A 25,675-nucleotide genomic window follows, 5' to 3' on the forward strand; every position below is an offset into this window, starting at 1 on the left:
ACCTGTCGCGACGACATGGGGCATGAGGGCGAACTCTCTCTTCCCTCATTCGTCGAGCGCGCCTAGGGTGCCGCACACAACTCACTTGTTCAGGTCCTATGCGTCTGCCGTTTTTCTTCATCCTCAGCATCGTCATGATCGATGCCATGGGCATTGGCCTTGTGATGCCGATCATGCCGCAACTGATTGTCGAGGTTCAGGGCGGCACCCTGGCCAATGCCGCAATCTGGGGCGGTGTGCTGAGTACTGCGTTTGCGGCAATGCAATTCATCTTCGGACCCATTCTGGGAAACCTGTCCGATGCTTACGGACGCAGAACGGTATTGCTGGTGTCCCTGTTCGTCATGGCGCTGGACTACATGGTCATGGCCGTGGCGGGCAGCATCTGGCTTTTGCTGGTCGGACGCATCATTGGAGGCATCACGGCGGCCACCCATTCTACAGCGGCGGCTTTCATGGCGGATGTGTCCGACCCAAAAGACAAGGCCGCAAATTTCGGCCTTCTGGGTGCCGCTTTTGGCGTAGGTTTTGTCCTGGGTCCGGTGATCGGCGGATTGCTTGGCGAATTTGGAACCCGGGCGCCATTCTGGGCTGCGGCAGGGTTGGCGGCGCTGACCTTTTGCATCGGCTGTTTCGTGATGCCCGAAACAGTGACCGCCGAGAACCGGCGTGAATTCAACCTGCGGCGTGGAAATCCGGTGAACTCGCTTCGCGCCATTGCAGCATTGCCGGGAATCCGGCCGATGCTGTGGGTCTATTTCCTGTATTCGGTTTCAATCTACGTCTATCCCGCCATCTGGTCTTACTTCACGACCGAGCGCTTCGGTTGGTCCGCGCAGATGATCGGCCTGTCGCTTGGTGTCTATGGTATCGGCATGGCCGTCGTGCAAGGCGGCCTGATCCGCCCGGCCATCCGGCTTTTGGGCGAGCGGGGTACAATCATCTATGGCATGGTTTTCGAAATCATAAGCTTCGCCATTCTGGCCTTTCTGACCAACGGCCTGATCGCACTGCTTCTCATCCCAATTACCGCCATTGGGGCGGTCATCACGCCCGCCCTTCAGGCCATGATGTCAAGGGCCACACCAGATTCGCAGCAAGGCGAATTGCAAGGTGTCCTGACTGCGTTGCATGCGCTTTCCATGGTGATCTCACCGTTGGTGATGACCAGCGTATTCGCGCAGTTCATTCGACCCGACACCCCGCTCTACCTGCCCGGCGCCCCTTTTCTGTTGGCACTCTTGTTGATGCTGGCAGGATTTCTTCTGTTTAGACGGTCCCGGCCTGTCGTAGCGTAACAACGACATGCAAATGGCGGTTTCTGCCTTGCGAGCCGCCTTTTCCCGCGCCACCGTGAACCCAACGGGAATGAGGGAAAACATGCAAAAAATCAAAGCCGCAGTCTGCCGGGCATTTGGCGAACCACTGGTGATCGAAGACGTTCATCTGGCCCCCCCCGGCACGGGCGAGGTCGAGGTGACACTGGAGGCCGTGGCCATCTGCCATTCGGACATTTCCTATGCCGACGGCGCATGGGGAGGGTTCCTGCCAGCCGTTTACGGGCACGAAGCCGCAGGCGTGATCAGCGCGGTCGGAGAGGCGGCCGGGGACTTCAAGGTCGGCGACCCAGTGGTGGTGACCCTGATCCGCGCCTGCGGGTCTTGCCCTGCCTGCGCAGGCGGGCAACCGACTATTTGCGAAACGCCCTACGATACTGTCAAAGGTCCGTTGAAAACAGGCGATGGCGGCCCGCTCGAACAGGCGATGGCATGCGGGGCCTTTGCCGAAAAGGTCGTGGTAAGCCACCGCCAGATCGTCAAAATCCCGGATGACCTGCCCAAGGAACTGGCCAGCCTGCTGTCCTGCGGTGTAATTACTGGGGTCGGCGCTGCGGTGAATGCGGCGGGCGTGCGCCCCGGTCAGGACGTGGTGATCATTGGGGCGGGTGGTGTCGGCCTGAACGCAATTCAAGGCGCGCGGATTGCAGGCGCGCGGCGGATCGTGGCCGTGGACATGACTGAAGAAAAGCTTGAGATCGCCAAGGAGTTCGGCGCAACCCACGGCGTCCTCGCCAGCTTGGATCAACCATGGAAAGCCGCATACAGGGCGCTGGGGGGACGCGGCGCCGATGCCGTTCTGATCACTGTCGGCGCGATTCCCGCCTATGATCAGGCCCCGCGCTATCTTGGGCGCGGCGGCAAGGCGATCATGATCGGGATGCCACATTCCGGTGACATGGCCAGCTATGAACCCGTTGTATTGGCAGCCCTGGGTCAGGGCGTTGTCGGGTCGAAAATGGGCGACGTGGTCATTCAGCGCGACATACCCTGGATGGTGGACCTGTATGAGCAGGGGCGGCTGAAACTGGATGAGCTGATCTCGGGCCGCTGGTCACTGGATCAGATCAACGAGGCCATCGCCGACACCAAAACCGGATCGGCCAAGCGAAACGTGATCCTGTTCGACAGGACCTGACCCGCCGAAAGGATTTGGGATGAAACTGCAGGATCTCGACATCATCGTCACCGCCCCGCCCGCTCCGGGCTGGGGCGGGCGCTACTGGATACTTGTCAAAGTGACGACTGATACCGGCATCACGGGCTGGGGTGAGTGTTATGCCTCGTCCGTGGGGCCCGAGGCGATGCGTCATGTCATTCAGGACGTGTTCGACCGGCATATGCTGGGCGAGAACCCCGAAAACATCGAGCTCATGTTCCGTCGCGCCTATTCCAGCGGCTTTACGCAGCGCCCGGACCTGACGGTGATGGGCGCATTCTCGGGGTTGGAGATCGCCTGCTGGGATATTCTGGGCAAAGATCGGGACAGGCCGGTTCATGCGCTGCTGGGTGGCAGGGTGAATGACCGGATCCGGGCCTATACTTACCTGTATCCCCTGCCCCGGCACAACCTGAACGATTTCTGGACCTCTGCCGAACAGGCCGGTGAAACGGCGGCTGAAATGGTAAAACGTGGCTACACCGCCGTGAAATTCGACCCGGCCGGCCCCTATACGATCCGCGGCGGGCACATGCCCGCGATGAGCGACATTTCCATGTCCGTCGCCTTCTGCAAGGCGATCCGCGAGGCCGTGGGCGACAGGGCCGATCTGCTGTTCGGCACCCATGGCCAGTTCAACACGGCCGGGGCAATTCGGCTGGGACAGGCGTTGGAACCATATCAGCCCCTTTGGTTCGAGGAACCTACACCGCCTGACAATATCGAAGACATGGCCCGCGTCGCCCGCAACGTACGCATTCCGGTTGCAACCGGAGAACGGATGACCACAAAGGCCGAATTCGGAGCCGTCCTGCGCGCCGGAGCCGCCGAGATTCTGCAACCGGCGCTGGGACGTGCAGGCGGAATCTGGGAGATGAAGAAAGTCGCAGCTATGGCCGAGGTCTTCAACGCGCAGATGGCACCGCATCTGTATGCCGGTCCGGTCGAATGGGCCGCCAACATCCATCTGGCAGCTTCCATTCCCAATCTGCTGCTTTTAGAAACCATCGAAACACCGTTCCACGATCAACTGATCAAGGGCTCGATCCGGGTCGAGAATGGGTTCGTCGCCGCCCCGGATGCTCCGGGCCTTGGGATCGATGTCGACGAAGACCTGGCCCGCGCGCACCCATATGACGGCGACGGGTTGCATCTGCAAATGCAGGAGGACCCATGCAATTACGTTGAAGGCAACGCTTTTCAGGGGGGTGCGCCGGCAACCGAGGGGTGACAATACCAGTCGCCTTGATGCATATTGCCATCACAAATCGCGATATGACGGTCAGAAAGTGGCACTTAACGAAACCGAAGCTCAGGCACGCCCAACGGACGCTCTGCCGGACATGAAAGACAATGCTGCACGCGCGGCTGCATTTCTCAAAACACTGGCGCATGAGGGGCGCCTGATGATCTTGTGCCATCTTGGCGGTGGTGAAAAATCCGTCGGCCAGCTTGAGGAGCTGCTTCAGTTGCGGCAGGCCGCAGTCAGCCAGATGCTGGCGCGCCTGCGCGAGGAAGAGTTGGTCTCGACGCGTCGGGAAGGCAAAACGATCTATTATTCATTGCGCGACGGAGCCACGGAAAAAGTGATCCGTCTGCTTTACGATTTGTTCTGCGGCACGGACTGCTGATCGCTAATTGGACACATAACCGGCGATAACCTGCAACAGCTTGAATGCGGTCGCTGCATCGTTTTCCACAACGGCAAGGAATTCTTCTTCACCGATCCGCAAGCAGGAAAGCTGGGTTTCCGCCACCATGCTCAGCGCACGTGGTTCTTTTCTGATCAGGCCCAGCTCTCCGACCAATGCGCCGGGCCCGACTTTGGTGATCAGTTGGTCAGGCCCCTGTTCTTGTGGCAGGTACAGACCTGCTTCGCCCTCCAGCACCACATAGGCACCGTCGGTGGGCTGGTCATCTTTCAAGAACACCACCTGCCCCGGCTCGGCATCAAACCAGCGCGCGCCAAAGGCCAGCAGGCGCAGCTGACGCCGATCCAGACCCGAAAACAAGGGGGTTTGCTCCAAGGCGCGTAGTTTCCGCGTCAAATCCGCCGATGCCGCACTGTCTTCCTCCACCTCCACAGGCCCTCCGTCCGAGACCACACGACCTTGCCGGATTTCCACATACATGTCGAATGCACCGGGGTTTTCGAACTGATCATTCAGATAGACAACAGTGGTGTCCGGCAGCAGTTCACGGAGCCGTTTATAGACCGCCACCTGCGTTTTCATGTCGTAGCTGGCCAGCGCATTTTCCAGAATCAGGATGTCAGGTTTCTTGATCGTCGCACGGGTAAAGGCCAAGGGCTCGGCAAATACCGCCGGAAGATTCTGACCGCCCAAAGCAACCTGGACATCATATATCAACTCTGTGACCAATGGGCGCGCGCCGTTTTCAGCCAACACATCGACAATCAGCTTGCGGGCTTCGTCTGAACGGGAACCGCCAATCTGGCTGACTTTTCCGAATAGCGCATTTTCCATGACCGTCAGTCCGGGCGCAAAGACATTTGGATCCAATGGAACGAAGACGTCTTGCAAACGCTCCATCAGTTTCTCGGAATGGCTGTGCCGCAGTTCGAGGATGCGATCCTTGAGTTCATCGGTGAACGCAGGTCCGATCTGTTCGGCAGAGATCACAAATGGCACCGCCAACATGTTTGCAAGCTGCTCGTCATCCAGCCCGTCCGAACCATCTTTGCGAGTCTGGTCCACCAGATCCACGGCAATTTCATAGGTTTTTGCATCAAGACCAAGTTTTTGAAACAGCGGGTGGTCCGTTCCATCGATCCCGAAGATCTGGCGCAGCATTTCGATCACGTCGCGAGTCAACGCGATCAGTGTCTCGTCCAGCCCCAATTCGCGCAACTGTCCCAGAAAAACCTTCTGTTGCGCAAGCAAAGCTTGTGTCACGGGAACACGTGGCGTTGCGAAAAGCAGGTTTTCAGCCACAGGCAGGGCCGCGTTATACGCGTTCCGGTCAAAGACAAGCGCCTGTTGTTCCAGCCCGGCATCACGAACAGCCTGCTGAACAACCGGGCGCAGCTCGATCAGTTTCTTTGCCAGTTCACAATGCTCGGCCGCATCGAAACTCTGTTCGGCGCCCCGTTGGAACAGCGCTGCGCCAAAACCCATTCCGTCAATCAGCTGCAACCACCAGGCACGCAGTTCCGCGGCGTCCTGAAAACCGGCCAAAGTTGGGTCCAGCCATTCCGCTCTGAACGGATCGGCACTGTTTCCCGCCCTCAGGGTTTCAAGAAAGTCCGGATCGTCCGGCGGGTCAGTCAGCGGTTTGAACCGCATCGGCATCATCACGTTGTCGCCCAGCGTACCCTGAAACATGACAGGGCGTGATGTGACATACCCGATACGCGCGGCGACAACCGCCTGATGCAGCTCGGCCAGTTTCAGGTCCCCGATCCGCACCTGGCCAGCACTGGGGCGTATTTCCCGTGTCAGCAATTCGCCGATGGCGCGTCGATCTTCCTCGCTGGGGGCGGCGATCCCGATTGTCTTTCCAGCAGGAAAGCTGAGGTCCAGATCATCGAGCACCTGATTGCCATCCATGTCACGCACCGAAACGTGGTCCAGCACGATGTTGCCGTTCAGGTGCGGCCACTCGGCAGGTTCACCTTCAAACAAGGCTTCATCGAGCATTCCGGCCGGAGCAAACCGGTCAATGACCACATCCCAACGCAGCGACATGTCCTGGGTCTGGTTGTAATAGGTCAGCAGCTCTTTCCATGGTGAGCTGAGATCCTTGTACGCGGCCAATGCGGCAACCAGCGCCCCCAGCGAAACCGAACCCTGAAGCACCAACAGACCGCCAACCAGATAGAACATGAACGGTGTAAGTTGCGAGATGAAGTTGTTCAGGAACTTCATGAAGAACTTCTTTTGATAGATCTGGAAACGGATGCCGAACAGGCGGCCCAATTGCTCCGAGACCATCGACCGGCGATAACGCCAGCCGCCATTGGTCCGCAGGGTGGACGCGCCCACCGCGTTCTCGCCGATCTGCGCCGCCAGAACGCGAACCTCCTGAATGCGTTTTTTGTTCAGCAGGTTGATCTGGCGTTGCAGCTTGGGGATCAACCAGGCCTGCAAGGGTATCAGCGCCACGGCGGCCAGCCCGAACCAGACGCTTTGCAGGAACAGGAAGGAAAGTATGGTGATCATTTGGCCGGCCTGAAGAACCGGCTGGCTGATCGCGTCGCCCATCAGGCCGCCCATCGGCTCGCTTTCGGCGGTGATCATTGACACCATTTCACCCTGGCTGACACGCTCGAAATAGGGTTGAGGAAAGCGCAGCGCCCGGCTGATCAACTGATACCGAAAGCGCCGCAGCATCCGTTCGCTCAGCACGCCTTTCATGGTGTTGATGCGCATTTTCATCAGGCCGTGGCACAGCACAGCCGCCAGAAAGGCAAAGCACAGAACAATCAGAAAATTGGTCTGCGACATGGAATAGCCCCAGACCGTTACCTCAGTGGTGGACGACCCGATCGCGTCATTGATTATTCGTTTTGGCAGCTCAAGTGTGAGGTACAGCAAAGGAAACAACGTCGCCGTCACGGCCAGCAGGATCAGCTGTTCGCGTTTGGAGTATTTCCAGATAAAGCGGAAAATCGTGCGTTCTATGGAACCTGCCCCTGCTGCTGACCGACGACGCGGATTGAACGTAATGCATGCAATTTCAACAGCATGAATCAAATACCATCCAGACAGGATAAGCAAATTTTTCCCTTTTGGAAAATTTCTTGACCGTATGTGAACTAGTTCATTTACGCGCGCCCGTTTTATTGCCTAATGTTGGCTTGAGAACGATATCGGGAGGGTTCTTTTGACTGCCAGTATTGGCGCAGTGTTTCTTATGCTTTGTCTTTTGCTGATCAAGCATATGTTCGCTGACTATTACCTCCAGACACCGAAGATGCTTTCCGGCCGGGGTGAGTATTTTCATTTGGGACGCGCGCAACATGCCGCTGTGCATGTTGTGGGTTCTGTCGTCGTTTTTTTGGTGTTCGGCGCGCCGCTGCTTTTTATTCTGATCGTCGCGGCGCTGGAATGGTTCATCCATTTCAATATCGATTTCGTCAAGGCCAGCTATTCAGACAAAAAGCGGCTTGAGCCAACGCAACCCGCGTTTTGGCGCGCCGCCGGTTTGGATCAGTTGATGCACAACCTGACTTATGTGGCGATGGTTTGGGCCTGGGTTACCTTCGCCGCCGCCTGACCCTGCCAGGCCGCGTTTTCCGATACGGCTAGCTGGAAGGCCCTTAGCCACATCCGATCCAATACATCAATCTCATCAGGATCGAACCGGTGTTCAACTTCCCAATACCGGCCCGAAGCAACATAGTATCCAAGTTCATCTTCAATTTGCCGCACATTGTGCATGGCAGTTACATCGGGAAGCGGTACGGTCGTCAGGTCAGATATGTTGACGGACGGAAATACAAGCCGGCTTGGCGCGCTGGACAACCGCACGGTTCTGCACCCCTGTGCGGCTGCGTAGAGCCCCAGGCGGGCGGATTTCGCTTCAAGCGAACGCAGTGTCACGTCCTCTCGCAAAGGGTCCGCAGTGCCATTTCCGTAAAAATGTGTTCGTCCCGATCCTGAATACATCATGTCGCAGCCGGAAAAAGCCAGAACATCCGGCTTCAGGGCTGACAAAGCCCAATAGCCTGCCGTGAAAGCCATCGTTCCGCCGGCATAGACGAACCCACCATAGTCATTTTGTCTTGGGACGTATTCGTCGGCAGTGACTATGTGTTGAGTACCAAGAACTTTATCAGGGCGGCGCTCTGCCGGGAAGTCTTCGGGATGGATCAGGTAATCCCAGTCTTCTCGGATGCGCCATGCGTTGTTGATGGCGACGATATGTGTGAAAGGCGCGCGCGACCATGCCCGCGCCGCCAGCGCCGATGGGGCGCTGCCAAGGATCAATACGGTGGTCTTTGGGTCGGTCATAGTGGGGCCACGCTTGTTGACAGCCCCACATGACATAGACCTATTGCGAACCGCGGCTAGCCCAGAACCGAGAAACTGCTTTCCTCATTGATCGGGCGTTTGCGTGAGTAGAAACCCACGTCGATTGCCCGCTTGATGTATGGCAATTCGAACTGCAACGGGTTCGCGTCGTGATCGGCGCCGTTTTCACAGTAATCGATCAGTGCCGCCATCATCTTGCCCGCAATCGGCGCATTCTTGTACTGGTTTCCGCTGGAACCACAGGCCATGTAGAACCCCGGCAGGCTGGATTTGTCATAGATCGGAATCCAGTCGGTAGACGCATCATACAGGTCAACCACGCCCCGCGTTTTTGAAGGAATGCCAAGGCTGGGCACACGCTGCGCGTACCGCATGGCCTGTGTGGTCCATTGGTCGGTGAATTCCCGATTGTAGTTCACATCGTCCTCGCACCACTGATGCGGATCACATTCCGGGTCTTCCGATCCGACAAGGATGTGATTGCCGTGTTCCGGGCGGCAATAGCAGGCGATGTCACTGTCCGAAACGATGGTTCCGTCGTGTTCAAAATCGAACCCTTCGGGGGCGGGAACATGCACGACCTCCTGCCGCAAGGGCCGGGTTTTGATGGTCATATCGTCCAGAACGCCGGCCATCTTGTTGATGATCGACGAACCAGGTCCCGCAACATTGACAACGACCTTGGCGTGGATTTCCTCGCCCGAAGCCAGCTTGACGCCGGAAACGCGCCCGCCCTCGGTCAGGATCTCCGTGACTTCAGCGCCGGTACGCACCTCGGCCCCGTGCAGCTTCGCAGCATCCATCAGGTTCTGCGCCGACAGGGCCGGGTCGGTGACATAGCCCGCCTGAGGCCAGTACACCCCGCCCGTCATTTTGCGCCCGTTGGGCTGGCCGAATTCCGGATCGTCCATGCGCCGCGCCGGGGCAAAGCTGTCCAGCGAATAGACCGGCAAGCGGTCCAGCACTTTTTCACCTGACCATTCCTCGAACGGGCAATCCAGCTCGGACGAATTGCGCATGTGCTTCTCCAGCATCCCGTTCGCCTCGGTCTTCATGACCAGACAGCCGGTTTCGCGGAACTGCGCAAGGTTGGCGTCTTGCGGCAAGCCAAGATACTCGGCCCAGTCGCGCCAGTAGTGGTAGCCTTCCCAGGCAAACGCGGTTCCATCGAATGTGGAATAATGCATCCGGATAATTGCGCAGGACCCCGCGGTAGAACCGTGCCCGACCTGAGAATTCCGGTCCAATGACAGGGTTTTCCAACCTGCCTTGGACATCTCGAACGCAATGGCCGCGCCGATCACGCCAGTACCGATGATGATTGCGTCTGGTTGGCTCATGTCTGGTTTCCTTTCCAAAAGCGCAGAGAATACGCGCTGAATTCTTCAACTTCTTCAGGCTTCGGCTCGACACCTGTGAAGGCGTAAAGGTAATGCGGCACCATCGACAGCCGCATCTCGATAGGTTCGTTCAATTGCGCCAGATCATAACCGATCTGCATGTAATACAGCACGCGTGCCCGGGTTTCGGCTTCGATCTCGGAATAGCCGTAGCGGGCGAACATGGCGTGTAGGGCTTCCAGCCTGCGGGCGTCCGACTGGTCCAGCATACGCCGCACCTTGCCTGACTTTCGCGCCCAGTCACGTACGGCAAAATCCAGCGCAGTATCGAACAGATCGGTGTTCACCACGCACCGATGAACGTTGCAGACGGCCGCTGTGATCGTCTTGGCCGGAGCTTCGGCCTGCGCGATCAAAGCGGCTGTGTTGGTGGCCTGCCAGCGGGCCAGCAGCGCATCCAGCAACTCTTGTCGGGATTTGAAGTACCAATAGAACGACGACCGCGATACTGCCATCCGTTCGGCCAGGTTCAGAACCTTGATCTGATCCACCCCGTCCGAAATCAGCACATCCATCGCCACGTTCAGCCAGTCGTCACGCGTGACCTTGATGTTGCCGATCAAGGGTTCGGCCTCGGGGTCATCGCGATGAAGGATCGGTTTCGGGCTCATTCAACTCTCCGGCGGTGCCCCGCCCTCGGCGGTACGACGGGCAATGAAGTCACGTAAATCACCTATCCGATCATTGTCGACAGCGGGCGCCTGAAAGTCATTCAGAATGCCCTTCCAAACGTCCGTTGCCCGATGGTTTGCGTCCACCGACCCGCGCTCGGCCCATGTGCCGAAATTGGCGTAGTCATGGACATGCGGTTGATAGAATTCAGTGTTGTAGCGCTCCATCGTCTGGCTTGATGCAAAGAAATGGCCACTGGGTTCAACCTCACTCAATGCAGATTCAAACCCAATCTCGGACGGCCCCGCCTGCGCACCTGCGCACAGTTCGGCGACCATGTTCAGCACTTCCGCATCGCAGACCAGCTTTTCGAAGGAAACCGTCAACCCTCCTTCCAACCAGCCTGCGGAGTGGATGATCACCGTTGCCCCGGCCATCAGGCATCCCCAAAGGCCAAACTGGTTCTCGTTCGCGGCCTGCACGTCGTTGATGTTTGACGCCGATCCGGCAGCCGAACGCCAGGGCAAACCAAGATGCCGCGCCAGTTGACCGGCAGCCAGCGATGCCTGAAAGTGCGACGGCGTCCCAAAGGCGGGCGCGCCGGACTTCATGTCCACGTTACTGGTGAACGTGCCATAGCAGACCGGAGCACCAGGATTGGCAAGTTGGGTCAAAGTCAGCGCGGCAAGGGCCTCGGCATGAGACAAGGTGATCGCCCCGGCCACGGTGATCGGTGCCATCGCGCCCATCAGGGTAAAGGGTGTGATGATCGACATCTGACCGTGGCGGGCAAAGTCGATCAGACCTTGCGCCATGGGGATATCCAACGTGCGCGGGCTGTTGGTGTTGATGATGGTGTAGCAGTGGGCATGGCCCCGGAACGCATCATCCGAAAGACCGCGGGCCGTGGTCAGCATCTCAAAGCAGTCCATCACCTGCGGGGTTCCACGCGAAAAGAAGAACGGAAACTTGTCCGTCAGTTCCATCTGCGCCCGAGTCGTGAAGTAATGACGCAGATGGGTCGGCACATCCTGCGGCTCGACCTGTGGCGAGATCATCTGGAACACGTCGAAATGATGCGTGAGCTTCAGAAATTCCAGATAATCCTGACCCGTTGCCGGGCGCCGACCGCGTTCAAGATCGGTGGCATTCGGGGCGCCGGCTCCGGGCTGGAAAACCAAAGAACCCAATTCCAGCGTGAAATCGCGACGCCGGGCACCGGCGCGACAGCCGATGGATTTGGGCGCTGACGCGACTGCGGCTTCAACCATCTCGCGCCCGATAAAGACCATCTCACTGTCTTCATCCACCCGCGCGCCACCTTGTTTGAACAGTTTCCGCGCCTCGGGAAGCAGGGTCTTTACCCCCAACTGTTCCAGAGTCCGCAACGCGGTGTCATGCATGTCCGCGATTTGGTCGGCCGGGAACACTTCCATCAATGGAAAAGGATTCCTGAGCTGGCGATAGTTCACATCGCGACCGGGCTGCGGGGCGGCTTCAGCCCCCCGCCCCCGCCGTCGGCGTCCGCGCTCCGCAGCAGTCATGATCAGCCTCGCATCGCTTTGCCCTGAGGATCATAAGGCGACGGCGCAATCACGCGCGCCGGACGTTCAACGCCCACCACATGGACGGACAGTTCCGTGCCCGGTTCCGCCTTGTCCCGATCGATCAGGGCCATCGCCAAAGACTTGCCGGTATAGTGCCCGTAGCCGCCCGAGGTTACGAAGCCAACGCGCTCGCCATTGGCCCAGACCGGTTCGTATCCGCTGGCATCTGCATCCAGTGCATCAATTTCCAGTGTCGCCTGAATTTGCGCGGGGCCGTTGCCGTCACGTTCGGCAAGCGCGCCCGCCTTTCCAACAAAGTCCTTGTCCCAGTCGATCCAGCGATCCATTCCGGTCATGCCCGGTGTATAGGCCTGCGTGAACTCTGCCGACCAGATGCCAAAGCTCTTCTCGAGCCGTGTTGACAGCATCGCGTTGAAGCCGCATTCGCGGATACCTTCCCCGGCCCCCGCTTCCAGCAGGATGCGGCGCAGCTTGATGTGGTCGCCATAGCGGCAGTTGATCTCGTACCCTTTCTCTCCGGTCACCGACATGCGGGCGACGCGGGCGCGCACGAGGCCGATATCGAAATCGCCGCAGCCCATGAATTTCAAGCCCGAAATATCCTGTTCCGCCAGTTTTTCGACAACCGCCTGTGACTTCGGCCCGACCACGGCAAAGCCACAGTATTCCTCGCCCAGATCACGGATATTGACCCCATCCATCATGTGATCGTCGAACCAGCGCATATGCCAGGCCCGCAGGTAATAGCTGCCCATGATCCACCAGGTCCCGTCGCCCCAGTTGAGCACCGTCAGATCGCCCTTCAGGCGTCCGTCTTCACCCAGCATCGGGGCCAGTTTCGCACGACCCGGAGCGGGGAGCGTGGAGGCCATTACTTTATCCAGCCAGGCTTCCGCATTCGGACCGGAAACCTCGAACCGCGAAAAGCCCGAAATATCCAGCAAAGCCGCACCTTCGCGGATCACTTTGCATTCCTCGGCCACGATGTAATGCGCGTTCGAACGCTTGAGCGTCGGCGTTTCCTCGAACCCTTTCGGCGCGAAATAAAGCGGTACTTCAAGGTCCCAGCTCACGCCCCATTTGCACCCTGCTTCGGTCATCGCGTCATGCGCCGGTGCCATTTTCAGCGGGCGTCCGGCGGGCAGTTGCTCGTTCGGATAGGTCATCACGAAGCGGCGGGAATAGAACTGCCCCGTCGTCTCGCGGATATAGCGCTTGTTCTGGGCAAAATCGCCATAGCGCGCCACGTCCATCGGCCAGGCGTCGGCCTCGGGCTCGCCATGGATCATCCATTCGGCCAGCGTCTTGCCGACACCGCCACCCTGCAAGAATCCGGCCATCACCGCGCAGGCGGTCCAATAACCGCGCTTGCCCGGCACCGGACCGACCAGAGGGTTGCCGTCGGGCGAGAAGGTGAACGCACCGTTCACCCATGTCTTGATGCCAACGTTCTGGATCGCCGGATAGCGTTCGAAGCCCAGCGTCAGCTCGTTCTCGATGCGGTCCAGCTGTTCCTGGAACAGCTCTTCGCCATAGTTCCATGGCGCGCCGTCCATGGCCCAGTGTTCGTGATCGACCTCGTAGATGCCGACCAGAACACCCTTCTGGTCCTGCCGCATATAGGTGAAGCCCTCAAGATCCACGGTCATCGGCATCTCGAAATCGGCCGCTGCGACCTCGGGCACCGTGTCGGTGATCAGGTAATGGTGTTTCAGCGGAGAAACCGGCAGTTCGACCCCTGCCATGCGCCCCACCTGCTTGGCCCACAGGCCGGCAGCGTTGACCACATGTTCGCAGGTGATCGTGCCCCTGTCGGTCACCACCTGCCAGCCATCCGCCGTCTGGATCAGTTCCTCGACCTTGGTTTCCTCGTAGTATTCCGCCCCGCGCTTTTTCGCGGCGGTGGCATAGGCCTGCACGGTGCCCGTGGTGTCGATATACCCTTCGCGGTCGGCCCACATCGCGCCCAGAATGCCGTCGGTGGACATGATCGGGCAGCGCTTCTGCGCCTCTTCCGGGGACAGCAATTCACAATCGTCAATGCCGATGGACTGGAAGATGCGGTAATTGGCTTGCAACCACTCCCACCGCTCGGGGGTTCCGGCCAGCGTCAGACCACCAGTCATGTGCAGGCCGATATTCTGGCCCGATTCCTTTTCGATCTCGCTGAGCAGATCAATGGTATAGGCCTGCAAAGACGCCATGTTCGGATCGGCATTCAAAGCATGAATGCCCCCCGCCGCGTGCCAGGACGACCCAGACGCCAGCCGCCGGCGTTCCAACATGACCACATCCGACCAGCCGAACTTGGCCAGGTGATACAGAACCGAGGCCCCGACAACGCCTCCTCCGATGACCACGACGCGATATTGGGATTTCATCCCGACCTCCCCTGAACAGAATCTGAGGAGACGCTAGTGGCACTGTTCACATCTGTCTAGACATTTCTGTACAGTACAAACCACAACGCAACCCGGCTCGGCTTGGCAGGTTTACAGGCTTGCGCTTGGTCGAGATTGGATGGCTTGAAACCACGCCAGGGTGGCGGCGTTGTCTTCCGGGATACGCATCTTGATGACGCGGGCGAAATCGACAAAAACAAAGGCCGAGATATCCGCCAAGGAAAATACATCACCGGCCACAAACGGGCTTTCCGTCAGACGTGATTCCAGCATTTCAAAGAAGGATGCCACACGCTCGCGCCCGCGCTGCGCAAGTTCGGGGATCTGCGCATGATTGGAGGGGCCCGGAATGGCGCGATCCTTGAAGGCGGGATGGCCGTTGCGCAAAGCCTCGGCAATCGGCGCCCCGCCCTGCTGTTCGACAATCGCGTTCCACATCAGGACCAGACCCTTTTCCTCGGGGGTTCGGCCCATCAAAGGCGGTTCAGGAAACTGCGCCTCAAGAAAAGCGGCAATGCCCAAGTTTTCCGTCAGAACGGTTCCGTCATCCGTTACCAGAACCGGTATCGTGGCCCGTGGGTTCACGGCGCGAAAGGCTTCGCTCAATTGTTCACCTTTCGCAATCGAGACCTCACGGGTTTCGATATCCAACCCTTTTTCGGCAATGTACATCCGCGCGCGGCGCGGACTCGGAGCAGTGGAGCAGTCGTAAAAAATCATGCCGTTACCCCTTTTCGGTCAGCGGCGATAGATGAAACAGCGCCCTTCAACGGCGCCTTCGGGCAACGGCATCTCGGTCAGCCCCTCGAAATACATCCGATCACTCGAGACCATCAGCCCGCCCGGAGCAAGCAAAGGCTCGATGAGCGGAGATACAAACCGCGCGAATTTGTCATTCTTTTCGCGATTGTGCCCACCAAGATCCGCGTGGATCAGGCTGGCTGACGCGCCGAACCGTTCAACCGATGCAGGCAGGGTGTCCCGCACATCGCCCAGAATCACGCGATCTTCGGGCGGGGTCGAGTCGGGGTGCGAGGCCACCGCGCGTTCGAACACATAGACCGGGCGGCCATCCATGTGCTGCACAAGATGGTGATATGTACGCCCGTTGCCCAAACCCAATTCGAACACCGGACCCGCCATGCCCGCAGTGAGCCGGATTGCGTGATCCAGACAAGCGCGCTGTGACACCATGCGATCGATGAACAGATCCAGACGGCTTTGATTCTCGGACACCGGAAAATATCTCCTTGATACCAATCGAGAGCATAAATGCGCCCGATGCCGCCCTTGATGACAAAATCTCAAGACTTTGTGTAGCGACGAAGCCCATAGTTTCACGATTTCGCGACATTTCGGCCCAAGAACGGGTTTGACTAGACGGGCGGAACCGCGCGACACTGAACAAAAAATCACGGGGAGTTGAAGTAACCGATGTCATCGAACGGTCAAACGGGTGGAAAACCCGCATGAGCGCGTTGTTGTCCGTAAGAGACCTCAGTATCGGCTTTGGTACGGGCAATTCCGTGGTCACGAATGTGAACTTCGATGTCGAAGCGGGACAGACGCTGGCCCTGGTCGGTGAATCGGGATCGGGGAAAACAATCACCTGCCGCGCCGCCTTGCGCATTCTGCCCCGCACGGCGCAGATTCGAAGCGGAACGATTACCCTGAACGATTCCAAGGGCATGTGCGAGCTCACCACAGTGTCCGAACGTGCGTTGCGCGACATCCGCGGCAATCGGGTTTCAATGATCTTTCAGGAGCCCATGAGATCGCTGTCCCCGCTGCACAAGATCGGCAATCAGGTCAGCGAGGTTTTGTGGCTGCATCGCGGGCTGTCCGAGTCCGCGGCACGCAAAAAGGTCCTGACGCAGTTCGAACGCGTCGGTTTCCCAGATCCGCAACGGGCCTATGACTCGTACCCTTTCGAGTTGTCCGGCGGTATGCGCCAACGTGCCATGATCGCCATGGCCATGGTGTCCAAACCCGAATTGCTGATCGCGGATGAGCCAACCACCGCTCTGGACGTGACCACCCAGGCGCAGGTTCTTGGCCTGATCAAGGAATTGCAGCGCGAAACTGGCATGGCGCTCATTCTGGTGACTCATGATCTGGGTGTCGTCGCCAACATGGCCGAGCAGGTCGTCGTCATGCACAAGGGACGTATCATGGAGGCCGGCCCCGCCGCCCCGATCCTGACCGCGCCCGCACACCCGTATACCAAGCAGCTGTTTGATGCCGCGCCGGAAATACCGGATCAGGATGCGGTGGGCATACCGATGCCCGACACGGATCTGATCCTTCAGATGAAGGATGTGTCCAAGACCTACACCATGCGATCCAGCAAAGGCTGGCAGTCCGACAAAGCAATCTATGCCTGCCGAGGTGTCGACCTGAATCTGGCGCGCGGAAAGACATTGGCAATTGTCGGTGAAAGCGGATCGGGAAAGACGACGGCGGCCCGCATCGCGTTGGGGGCTGAATTGCCCGACCCCGGTGGTGAAGTCCTGTTTCGTACCGCCCCCGATGCCGACCCGATCACGGTGCACAACATGACCCGAGCCCAGCGCACGGCGTTTCAGCGCAAGGCACAGATGGTGTTTCAGGACCCCTATAGTTCGCTCAGCCCCCGGATGCGCATTCAGGACGCCATGACCGAACCACTGGAAATCCACCGCATCGGCACAACAGCCGAACAGCGCGACAAAGCCGCCGAGATGTTGCAGCGCGTCGGCCTGACGGGTGATATGCTCAAACGCTATCCGCACGCGTTTTCCGGCGGGCAGCGACAGCGCCTTTCCGTGGCCCGCGCCATGATGCTGGACCCGCAGTTGATCGTGTGCGACGAACCCACCTCGGCATTGGATGTATCTGTTCAGGAACAAATCCTGACCTTGCTGGAAAACCTGCAGGACAGCCTGAATCTGTCCTACCTGTTCATCTCACATGATCTGGCCGTTGTCGCACGGATCGCTGACGAAGTTGCCGTCATGCGGCGGGGTCTGATCGTCGAACAGGCACCGCCTGAAACTCTTTTCTACAATCCGCGCCACCCATACACCAAGGCGCTGATTGCCGCTCAACCCGAACCCGACATCAATCGCCCGATTGACCTGCAATTGGTTTCTCAGGGTGCCGGCGCGCCGGACAGTTGGGATGAAGCCTTTCGTTTCTCGGACACCGTGATACCCTCATTGGTGGAATTGGAACCGGGCCATAAGGTACGTTGCCATGTTTGATACCATTCGCCCTCTGCTGCTGGCTGCAATGCTGGCGTTTTCCGGGACCCTGTCCGCGGCGGCAGAGACAATCCCGACACCTCAGGAAAGCGCCTTCTGGAGCGCCGAGGTTGAAAGCGGCAATCTTCCGCCGGTGCAGGAGCGTTTGCCCAAGGACCCTCTGATCGTGGATCTGGCCGCAAAAGGAAGAGAATTCGGGAAACCGGGCGGTACTCTGCGCACCATGGTCACGCGATCCAAAGATATCCGGCAGATGGTTGTCTATGGTTATGCAAGGCTGGTCGGGTTCAACCAGGATTACGAACTGGTACCCGACCTGCTGGCCTCGTATGAAAACGAGGGCAATCGCAAATTCACCCTGAAACTGCGCGAAGGGCACAAGTGGTCGGACGGCTCACCCTTTACCTCGGAAGACTTCCGCTATTGGTGGGAAGACGTCGCCAACAACGAGTTGCTCAGCCCGTCTGGCCCACCTGATTTTCTGATCGTCGAAGGCAAAGCCCCCAAGGTCACGTTTCCTGATGAGACCACAGTGATCTTCGAATGGGATGACCCCAACCCGGACTTCCTGCAATCTCTGGCACAAGCACGACCACCGTTTATCTACCGACCGGCCGCGTTTCTGAAACAGTATCACGAGAAATACGCGGACGCGGAAGAGCTTGCCTTTCAGGTTGAAGATGCCCGGGTCAAAAGCTGGGCGGCGCTGCACAACAAGCTGGATAATCTTTACAAATTCGACAACCACGAACTTCCCACGTTGCAGCCGTGGCTGAACGCCAGCTCGGGCAAGAAAATCCGTCACAACTTTGTGCGCAACCCCTATTATCACCGCATCGACAGCAAGGGGGTGCAGCTTCCCTATATTGACGTGGTCGAGATGGAGATCGTCGCCCCCGGTCTTGTTGCCGCCAAGACCAACGCCGGTGAAAGCGATCTGCAAGGCCGTGGCCTTGCCTTCCGAGACGCGTCGATCCTGAAGAAAGGCGAAGCACAAGGCGGATACAAAACGCTGCTGTGGAAAACCGGCGTGGCCTCGCAGATCGCGATCTACCCGAACCTGAACTTCTCTGATGACGTCTGGCGCGATGTACTGAGGGACGTTCGCGTGCGGCGCGCCTTGTCGCTGGCCATCGACCGGCAGACCATCAATCAGGCCCTATACTTCAAACTCGCACACCCTGCCGCGAACTCGGTTCTTCCCGCCTCGCCCTTCTACAGTGAAGAAAACGCCGCGGCCTGGGCGCAATACGATATCGATCAGGCCAATGCGCTTTTGGATGAGGCTGGTCTGGATCAGCGCGACAAAAACGGCATTCGCCTGTTGCCTGACGGCCGTCCGATGGAGCTGGTGATCGAAACCGCAGGCGAGCGGCAGGAGGTCGAAAACGCCCTTCAGATCGTAACCGACACCTGGCGCGATATTGGGGTCAAACTGATCATGCGCCCGCTGGACAGGGACATCCTGCGCAACCGCGTGTTCGCGGGCAACTCAATGGCATCCGTCTGGTACGGTTGGGATGACGGCATTCCGCAGGCGCACACCTCCCCGGCTTATCTGGCCCCGACTGACCAGGTGTTCCTGGCCTGGCCAAAATGGGGGCAATACTACCAGACCGGTGGCGAAGCGGGTGAGGCCCCCGACATGCCAGAGGCGCAGCGCCTGATGGAATTGGCGCATGAATGGCAAATCGCCACGACCGATGAAGAACGCGCAGCTGTCTGGAGCGAAATGTTGAACATCCACGCCGATCAGGTCTATGCCATAGGCATCCTGAACGGTGCTCCCCAGCCCATTGTGGTGTCAAACCGTCTGCGCAATGTTCCGGAACAAGCTATGTGGGCCTGGGAACCCGGTGCACATTTCGGCATTCACCGGCCGGACGAATTCTTTTTCGCCGACTGAGCAGGAGCAGCTAAATGATCATGCTGCGCTACGTGGTGTATCGCTTTTTCACGATGCTGCTGACTTTGTTGGTGGTCTCGGTTCTGGTTTTCGTAATCATCAACCTTCCGCCCGGTGACTATCTGAGCAACCAGATCGCCGAACTTCAGGCCTCGGGCCAGTCGGCAGGTGTCGCAAAGGCAGAGTTCCTGCGCGCTGAATATGCGCTGGATCGCCCCATGTGGGAACAATACCTGATCTGGATGGGTTTCTGGCCCGGACCGCACGGGTTTTCGGGGTTGATCCAGGGCAATTATGGCTGGTCTTTTGAATTCGACCGCCCCGTTTCCGAAATCGTCGGTGACACGCTTTGGTTGACGGTTGTGGTCAATCTGGCTGCGATCCTGTTTGTCTATGCCGTGGCACTACCATTGGGCGTTATCGCCGCCGCGCGGTCCCGGACATGGATCGATTATACCTCGGCCTTCGTGGGGTATCTGGGGCTGGCAACGCCGAACTTTTTGCTGGCGCTCATCCTGTTCTACTATGGCCACCAGTATTTCAATCTGCCGATCGGGGGCTTGATGGATCCGAGTTTCGAAGGCCAGCCGATGAGTTGGGAGAAACTGAAATCCATCCTCATCCACCTGATCGTACCGACCTTTGTCATCGGCACTTCAGGCGCGTCGGCGATGATGCAGCGTCTGCGCGCGAACATGCTGGACGAGTTGGGCAAACCCTATGTGGAAACCGCCATCGCGAAGGGCATGGCCCCGTCACGGATGCTGACCAAGTATCCGCTGCGGGTGGCCTTCAACCCCTTTGTCGCCGATATCGGCAACCTGCTGCCATCGATGGTGTCCGGCTCGGTTCTGGTATCGGTCGTTCTGGGGTTGCAAACCATCGGCCCTACATTGCTGACTGCTTTGAAGACGCAGGATCAGTTCCTGTCAGCGTTCATCCTGATGTTCGTCGCCCTGCTGACGCTGATCGGCACGATGATTTCGGATATCCTGCTGGTGATGCTGGATCCGCGCATTCGGTATGAGGGGCGCGAAGCATGACTAACCGTCCTGACAACCGCTACGTCGATGATGCGCCGTTTGATCCGCAGGCCTCGATTCAGCAACTGGAACGCGCCGATCTGGATGCCCCCAACTGGGTTCTGGTCTGGCGCAAGTTCAAAACCCACAAGCTGGGCCTGATCTCGGGTATCTTCCTGCTGTTTTGTTATCTTATGCTGCCCTTTGCGGGGTTTGTTGCGCCTTACGGGCCAAATGACCGAAACGGAGAGCACCTGTACGCGCCGCCACAATCGGTAAACTGGTTTCACGAGGGTGAGTTCATCGGCCCCCACGTTTACCCGATCGTCGCCGAAGCGGACCTTGAAACCTTCCAATGGAAGTTCGTCCCCGACACGGAAGACCCGCGCCCGATCCGGTTCTTCTGCGAAGGCTCTGAATACAAGCTGGCCGGTTTCATACCGTCCGACACACACCTGTTCTGCCCGCCGGAAGGAACCACGCTGTTCCTGTGGGGATCCGACCGGCTGGGCCGAGACATCTTCAGCCGTATTCTCTATGGCGCGCAGTTGTCTCTGACGGTGGGTCTGATCGGTATCTCGGTGTCCTTCTTTCTTGGCATCCTGTTCGGTTCGATGGCCGGCTATTTCGGCGGGCGTATCGACTGGACCATCAACCGTGTCATCGAAATCCTGCGTTCGTTGCCGGAACTGCCGCTGTGGCTGGCCCTTTCTGCCGCCGTACCTTCGAACTGGAGCCCGGTCGCGGTGTTCTTCATCATTTCGATCATTCTGGGTATCCTTGACTGGCCGGGCCTGGCGCGCTCGGTTCGCGCGAAATTCCTGTCTTTGCGGGAAGAGGAATATGTCAGAGCCGCCGAGATGATGGGCGCAAGTTCGGGCCGTGTGATCCGCAAGCACCTGCTGCCCAACTTCATGTCGCACCTGATTGCATCGGCCACATTGTCGATCCCGGCCATGATTCTGGGGGAAACGGCGCTCAGCTTTCTTGGCCTCGGCCTGCGCGCACCTGCGGTCAGTTGGGGCGTGATGCTGAATGACGCGCAGAACCTCGCTTCGATCGAGATCTATCCCTGGACGGCAATCCCGATGCTGCCGATCATTGTCGTGGTGTTGGCGTTCAACTTCCTTGGTGACGGGCTGCGCGACAGTCTCGACCCCTATCAGCAATGAGTCTTCTGGCCACTCTTCCCGCTGCTGACAGCTATCACAGGGTCGGTGCCGGTGTTCTGCCAAGCGCCTTCGCCGTTTCCGAACTGGCCACCGCCAGTTTCGCAGCCTTGGGGCGGGAAATGGCCCGGTTGATCCAGGCTCTCAACCTGTCTCCGAAGACACCTGAGGTCACAATCGATCACCGGCTGGCATCTCTGTGGTTCGGCTATTCCTTCAAGCCGGATGGTTGGGACATGCCCAGTTTGTGGGACGCGGTCGCGGGCGATTACAAAGCCGCGGATGGCTGGATCAGGCTGCACACAAACCTGCCCCGCCATCGCTCTGCCGCGTTGAAAGTCCTTGGTACCCGGCCAGAGCGTGAAGCCGTGGTAAAAGCCGTCAGGTCTTGGGCAATATCGGATCTGGAAACGGCGGTTGTTGCCGAAGGTGGGGTGGCCGCTGCCATGCGCAGCCGAGTGGAATGGCTTGATCATCCGCAAGGCCGCGCCGTGTCGCGTGACCCCTTGATCGGATGGCAGGGACCGCGCTATGTCAATTTGCGCGACAGACCTCGGGCTACCGCTGATCGGCCTCTGGCAGGGTTGCGGGTGCTGGATCTGACGCGCGTTCTGGCCGGTCCGGTTTCCACGCGAACACTTGCAGGGTTCGGAGCCGAGGTTTTGCGCATCGACCCACCTGGCTGGGATGAACCTGGGGTGATCCCTGACATCTCGCTGGGGAAACACTGCGCCTATCTTGACCTGAAATCCGAAACCGGCCTTGAACGTCTGCACGGGCTGTTGTCTCAGGCCGATGTGTTCGTACACGGGTATCGGCCCGGCGCGCTGGATGCACTGGGATTGACACGGGCCAAACGTGACGAGCTGGCTCCGAACCGGATCGAAGTCACGCTGGATGCCTATGGTTGGCAAGGTCCATGGTCGACCCGGCGCGGGTTTGACAGCCTTGTCCAGATGAGCGCAGGTATCGCCCATGCCGGGATGGGTTGGGCGAACGCGGACAAGCCGACCCCGTTGCCGGTTCAGGCTCTGGACCACGCAACGGGCTACCTGATGGCTGCTGCCGTCCTGTCCGCACTGGCCGAGGCCGCATCGGGCAATTCCATCATGCACGCACATCTCTCTCTGGCGCGTACCGCCGAACTTCTGGCCGTGCTCGGCAAGGACGACGCAGAATCCGCGCCCATCAGCCCGGCAACAACAGACTACGGCACGGCAACAGAGACTTCCGGCTGGGGCCCCGGCCATCGCCTCAAACCTGCGCTGAGGGTCGGCGAAGCGACGATGCGCTGGGATTTGCCTGCGTCGAAACTGGGCGCTTCGGACCCTGTCTGGCCCTTCACCGCCAACTGACCATCCGCCGCGTGGGACGCGCGGCCGGGCCCAACGCTTTGGGTGGCGTCTCGTCAGAGACGCAGTCCAAAGCGACGGGAGCGCCCCTAACGATCATCGCCGCCTGGCCCGATATCGTCCAGATAATCCTCATCAATCGCCGCCTGCACCGCACCTGTCACGGCCTCACGTTGTTTGGGCGTCAGGTCATCGGCCTCTTTGCCATCCGCCAACCTCACGGTGACTTCGCGATGCGCGAATTTGATGCCTTCCCGCGCGAACAGCTCGCGAATCTCCTGATAGACCCTCTTTCGTACCAGCCACTGATCGCCCGGTTTGGTCATGAACTTGACCCGGATGATCATCGCTGAATCCTGCATTTCGATCACACCCTGAGACTTCAGCGGCTGTATGAAGTTTTCGCCGATCACAGGATCGCTCAGCAATTCCTGCCCCAGCTTCTTGATCAGCTTTCGCACCTTTTCCACGTCGGTGTCATAGGTCACGCGCAGCGGCAGTTTCATGATCACCCAGTCACGGGAATAGTTCGTCAGAACCTTGATTTCGCCAAAAGGAATCGTGTTCAGCGCGCCAAGATGGTGACGCAGCTGGAAGGACCGGACCGAGATTTTCTCGACCGTTCCCTTGACGTCTCCGATATCAATGTACTCACCCTTCCGAAAGGCATCATCCATCAGGAAAAACGCCCCTGAAAAGATGTCTCGCACCAGTGTTTGAGACCCGAAGCCAACGGCCAGACCAACCACACCAGCACCTGCAAACAACGGGCTGACATTGATACCAAGTTCCATGAGAACGATCAGCATGATCGTCACGACCACAACGGCCAGAATAGCGCCGCGGAACAATGGCAGCAGTGTCGCCAGACGGCTTTGGCCGCCTTCTCCGCCCTCATCGCCCAGTTCGGCCTCGGTGCCATCATCGACTTCTTCCGCTATTTTGCTGTCGATCCAGATCCGAAAGAAATGAAACAGAATATAGCCGATGAAGATGATGACCATCACGTCCAGCATGCGTGCAATCGGCAGGTCCTCGCTCCAGTCCGCATCGGGATACCAAATCACCACAAGGGCATAGGCACCGATCACAAAGGCCAGAATTCCAGCCACCCGGCGGGCCAGATCTTCATAGGTCAGAAGATACTGTTTGCGCTGTTCTGCCTCGGGCGTTTCCACGGGCTCGGCATCTGCTTCGGCAGCGGCGGTTTCTTCGTTTATCTCGTTGATCTTGCGTGAACGGTCAAAATACCGCTCCAGCACGTAGTTCATTGCACCATAGGCAACGACGACGGACATGAAGATCATATAGCTGCTTGCGATCAGCGGCAGCGGCGTGGGGTTCTCCAGTGCAAGATCAACCGCCAGACGGAACCAGCTGAACACGACATAGACGATCAGTGCAGGCGCCCAGCCGAAGGATACGAACCGCAACAACCAGGACACCTGATCCGGCGCTCTACCGCCACGGATTGCATTTGAAATGGCCCGGGCATTGAACAGGATCATCAGAATATTGCCCAAAGCGCCCACCATTGTCAGGCAGCCATAGACCATGGCGTAGACGTTGTAGTTCAGCCCGAAATCCGCAACCCAGGTCGAAAACAGAACAACCGTGATGTCATAGGTCGCGAGTGCCGAAGCCCACAGATACAGCCGCTTGGCGTCCCGGTCCGAGAACGGTGGCAACCTGTATTGACTCAGGTAGGGTGACAAAACCATCCGCCACAGATCCGACACCGTGCGCGACAGGAAGAACGCCGTAAAGATCGCCGTAACCGTGAACTGGATCGAGATATCGTCTGCTTCGCCAAAAAACAGATATCCGACGATCAGGGCCATGAGCATGGCAAATATCGTCGCTCCGATACCCATCAGGAATCGGAACAGAAGGAAGGGCATCTTTTCACGGTAGCCCTGCGGTTCATCCTTGATCCGCGCAACAACCCAGCGGCGCGCGATGCGTTTTCCGTAAATCTCGATAGACAGCCAGCGCCCCAACAACAGGAACAGGATGTTCCAGCCCAGAACTTCCACATAGGTCTGAATGCGACCGTCCGGACTGGTCTGGCGCAGGACATACTTCACTTCGAACACCGAATACGGTAACGCCTCGAGCCGGGACTGCATGGACTCACGGAATTTCGAGAACCGCTCCTGCGCCTTCATCAGCTGCGATCCCTCACCCATGGGATTGTTCGAATCGCCCGCTGCATCATCCGCGCCCGCATCCGTGCTGCCGGCTGTTGTCACAACCTGCCCGGCGCTGTCGATGACGATCACACTTGCCCCGGCTTCACTGGCCGCGCGAATTGCCGCCGCCAAATCACTTTCTTGCGTGGCTTCAGACGAACTGCCCGAGCTATACCCCGGAATCAAGGACGACTGCGCTGAGACGCTGACCGGAAGTGCCAGAACAAAAGCCCAAAAAGCCAGAAATACTGCGGCCGGAAAGGTGTGTTTCATAGGGTTTTGTATCCAGTTTTTCCGATAGCGGTCAGATTACAGAAG

General features: G+C 58.6%; 19 protein-coding genes. 10 read left to right on the forward strand and 9 right to left on the reverse strand.

The features are described 5' to 3' along the window. The first annotated feature begins 98 nt into the window (after nt 1-98). From AC2FFD_RS08770 to AC2FFD_RS08785, 4 genes are all read left to right on the forward strand, one after another. Complete coding sequence (locus tag AC2FFD_RS08770) at nt 99-1,298, forward strand: TCR/Tet family MFS transporter (protein WP_496872850.1); 1,200 nt, start codon at nt 99-101, stop codon at nt 1,296-1,298. An 82-nt stretch (nt 1,299-1,380) separates the two neighbouring features. Continuing rightward, nucleotides 1,381-2,475 (forward strand): Zn-dependent alcohol dehydrogenase, encoded by a 1,095-nt coding sequence (locus tag AC2FFD_RS08775; RefSeq protein WP_496872851.1) that lies wholly within the window; start codon nt 1,381-1,383, stop codon nt 2,473-2,475. A gap of 19 nt (nt 2,476-2,494) precedes the next feature. Then, nucleotides 2,495-3,727, forward strand: a complete 1,233-nt coding sequence (locus AC2FFD_RS08780) for a mandelate racemase/muconate lactonizing enzyme family protein (RefSeq protein WP_496872852.1) — start codon at nt 2,495-2,497, stop codon at nt 3,725-3,727. Between the two features lie 112 nt (nt 3,728-3,839). After that, entirely contained in the window at nt 3,840-4,127 is a 288-nt protein-coding gene (locus AC2FFD_RS08785; protein WP_171205760.1) for an ArsR/SmtB family transcription factor, read from the forward strand. A 3-nt stretch (nt 4,128-4,130) separates the two neighbouring features. Here AC2FFD_RS08785 and AC2FFD_RS08790 read toward each other — a convergent pair whose 3' ends face one another. Continuing rightward, nucleotides 4,131-7,127, reverse strand: a complete 2,997-nt coding sequence (locus AC2FFD_RS08790; protein ID WP_496872931.1) for a cyclic nucleotide-binding domain-containing protein — start codon at nt 7,125-7,127, stop codon at nt 4,131-4,133. A gap of 244 nt (nt 7,128-7,371) precedes the next feature. Here AC2FFD_RS08790 and AC2FFD_RS08795 point away from each other — a divergent pair, with 244 nt between their 5' ends. After that, the gene (locus AC2FFD_RS08795; protein ID WP_374041614.1) at nt 7,372-7,734 is read left to right on the forward strand and encodes a DUF3307 domain-containing protein; all 363 of its coding nucleotides are present in this window, start codon (nt 7,372-7,374) and stop codon (nt 7,732-7,734) included. Here the strand turns inward: AC2FFD_RS08795 and AC2FFD_RS08800 are convergent. The 7 genes from AC2FFD_RS08800 to AC2FFD_RS08830 form a co-directional block, all read right to left on the reverse strand. Beyond that, on the reverse strand, nt 7,689-8,471 hold the full coding sequence (locus tag AC2FFD_RS08800) for a hypothetical protein (protein WP_496872853.1): 783 nt from the start codon (nt 8,469-8,471) through the stop codon (nt 7,689-7,691). The genes AC2FFD_RS08795 and AC2FFD_RS08800 overlap by 46 nt on opposite strands. Before the next feature lie 56 nt (nt 8,472-8,527). Then, nucleotides 8,528-9,832 (reverse strand): NAD(P)/FAD-dependent oxidoreductase, encoded by a 1,305-nt coding sequence (locus tag AC2FFD_RS08805; protein ID WP_170344893.1) that lies wholly within the window; start codon nt 9,830-9,832, stop codon nt 8,528-8,530. Next, nucleotides 9,829-10,503 carry a TetR/AcrR family transcriptional regulator gene (locus AC2FFD_RS08810; protein ID WP_170344892.1) on the reverse strand — a complete coding sequence of 225 codons (675 nt, stop codon included), beginning with the start codon at nt 10,501-10,503 and terminating at the stop codon, nt 9,829-9,831. The genes AC2FFD_RS08805 and AC2FFD_RS08810 overlap by 4 nt, the downstream gene beginning before the upstream one ends. Then, nucleotides 10,504-12,048, reverse strand: a complete 1,545-nt coding sequence (locus AC2FFD_RS08815; RefSeq protein WP_496872854.1) for a trimethylamine methyltransferase family protein — start codon at nt 12,046-12,048, stop codon at nt 10,504-10,506. It lies immediately after the preceding gene. Between the two features lie 2 nt (nt 12,049-12,050). Continuing rightward, nucleotides 12,051-14,453 (reverse strand): GcvT family protein, encoded by a 2,403-nt coding sequence (locus AC2FFD_RS08820; RefSeq protein ID WP_496872855.1) that lies wholly within the window; start codon nt 14,451-14,453, stop codon nt 12,051-12,053. Nucleotides 14,454-14,564: 111 nt separating this feature from the next. Further along, a complete protein-coding gene (locus AC2FFD_RS08825) occupies nt 14,565-15,194 on the reverse strand; it encodes a glutathione S-transferase family protein (protein WP_496872856.1) in 630 nt (209 codons plus the stop codon). Nucleotides 15,195-15,212: 18 nt separating this feature from the next. After that, nucleotides 15,213-15,710 (reverse strand): class I SAM-dependent methyltransferase, encoded by a 498-nt coding sequence (locus tag AC2FFD_RS08830; protein WP_368040345.1) that lies wholly within the window; start codon nt 15,708-15,710, stop codon nt 15,213-15,215. Between the two features lie 233 nt (nt 15,711-15,943). Between AC2FFD_RS08830 and AC2FFD_RS08835 the strand changes: the two genes are divergently transcribed. From AC2FFD_RS08835 to AC2FFD_RS08855, 5 genes are read left to right on the forward strand one after another with little or no spacing between them, the layout of a single operon-like run. Continuing rightward, the gene (locus AC2FFD_RS08835) at nt 15,944-17,716 is read left to right on the forward strand and encodes an ABC transporter ATP-binding protein (protein ID WP_257600163.1); all 1,773 of its coding nucleotides are present in this window, start codon (nt 15,944-15,946) and stop codon (nt 17,714-17,716) included. Continuing rightward, the gene (locus tag AC2FFD_RS08840; protein ID WP_496872857.1) at nt 17,709-19,622 is read left to right on the forward strand and encodes an ABC transporter substrate-binding protein; all 1,914 of its coding nucleotides are present in this window, start codon (nt 17,709-17,711) and stop codon (nt 19,620-19,622) included. The genes AC2FFD_RS08835 and AC2FFD_RS08840 overlap by 8 nt, the downstream gene beginning before the upstream one ends. A 14-nt stretch (nt 19,623-19,636) precedes the next feature. Then, nucleotides 19,637-20,665 (forward strand): ABC transporter permease, encoded by a 1,029-nt coding sequence (locus AC2FFD_RS08845; protein ID WP_152457137.1) that lies wholly within the window; start codon nt 19,637-19,639, stop codon nt 20,663-20,665. Beyond that, nucleotides 20,662-21,816: an ABC transporter permease gene (locus AC2FFD_RS08850; protein ID WP_257600162.1), complete on the forward strand. Its 1,155-nt coding sequence runs from the start codon at nt 20,662-20,664 to the stop codon at nt 21,814-21,816. The genes AC2FFD_RS08845 and AC2FFD_RS08850 overlap by 4 nt, the downstream gene beginning before the upstream one ends. Next, a complete protein-coding gene (locus AC2FFD_RS08855; RefSeq protein ID WP_496872858.1) occupies nt 21,813-23,168 on the forward strand; it encodes a CoA transferase in 1,356 nt (451 codons plus the stop codon). Before AC2FFD_RS08850 ends, AC2FFD_RS08855 begins: the two co-directional genes overlap by 4 nt. A gap of 86 nt (nt 23,169-23,254) precedes the next feature. Here the strand turns inward: AC2FFD_RS08855 and AC2FFD_RS08860 are convergent, their stop codons facing one another. Beyond that, complete coding sequence (locus AC2FFD_RS08860; RefSeq protein ID WP_496872859.1) at nt 23,255-25,630, reverse strand: mechanosensitive ion channel domain-containing protein; 2,376 nt, start codon at nt 25,628-25,630, stop codon at nt 23,255-23,257. Nucleotides 25,631-25,675 lie beyond the last annotated feature (45 nt).

This window comes from Ruegeria sp. YTSC002 (assembly GCF_059609845.1).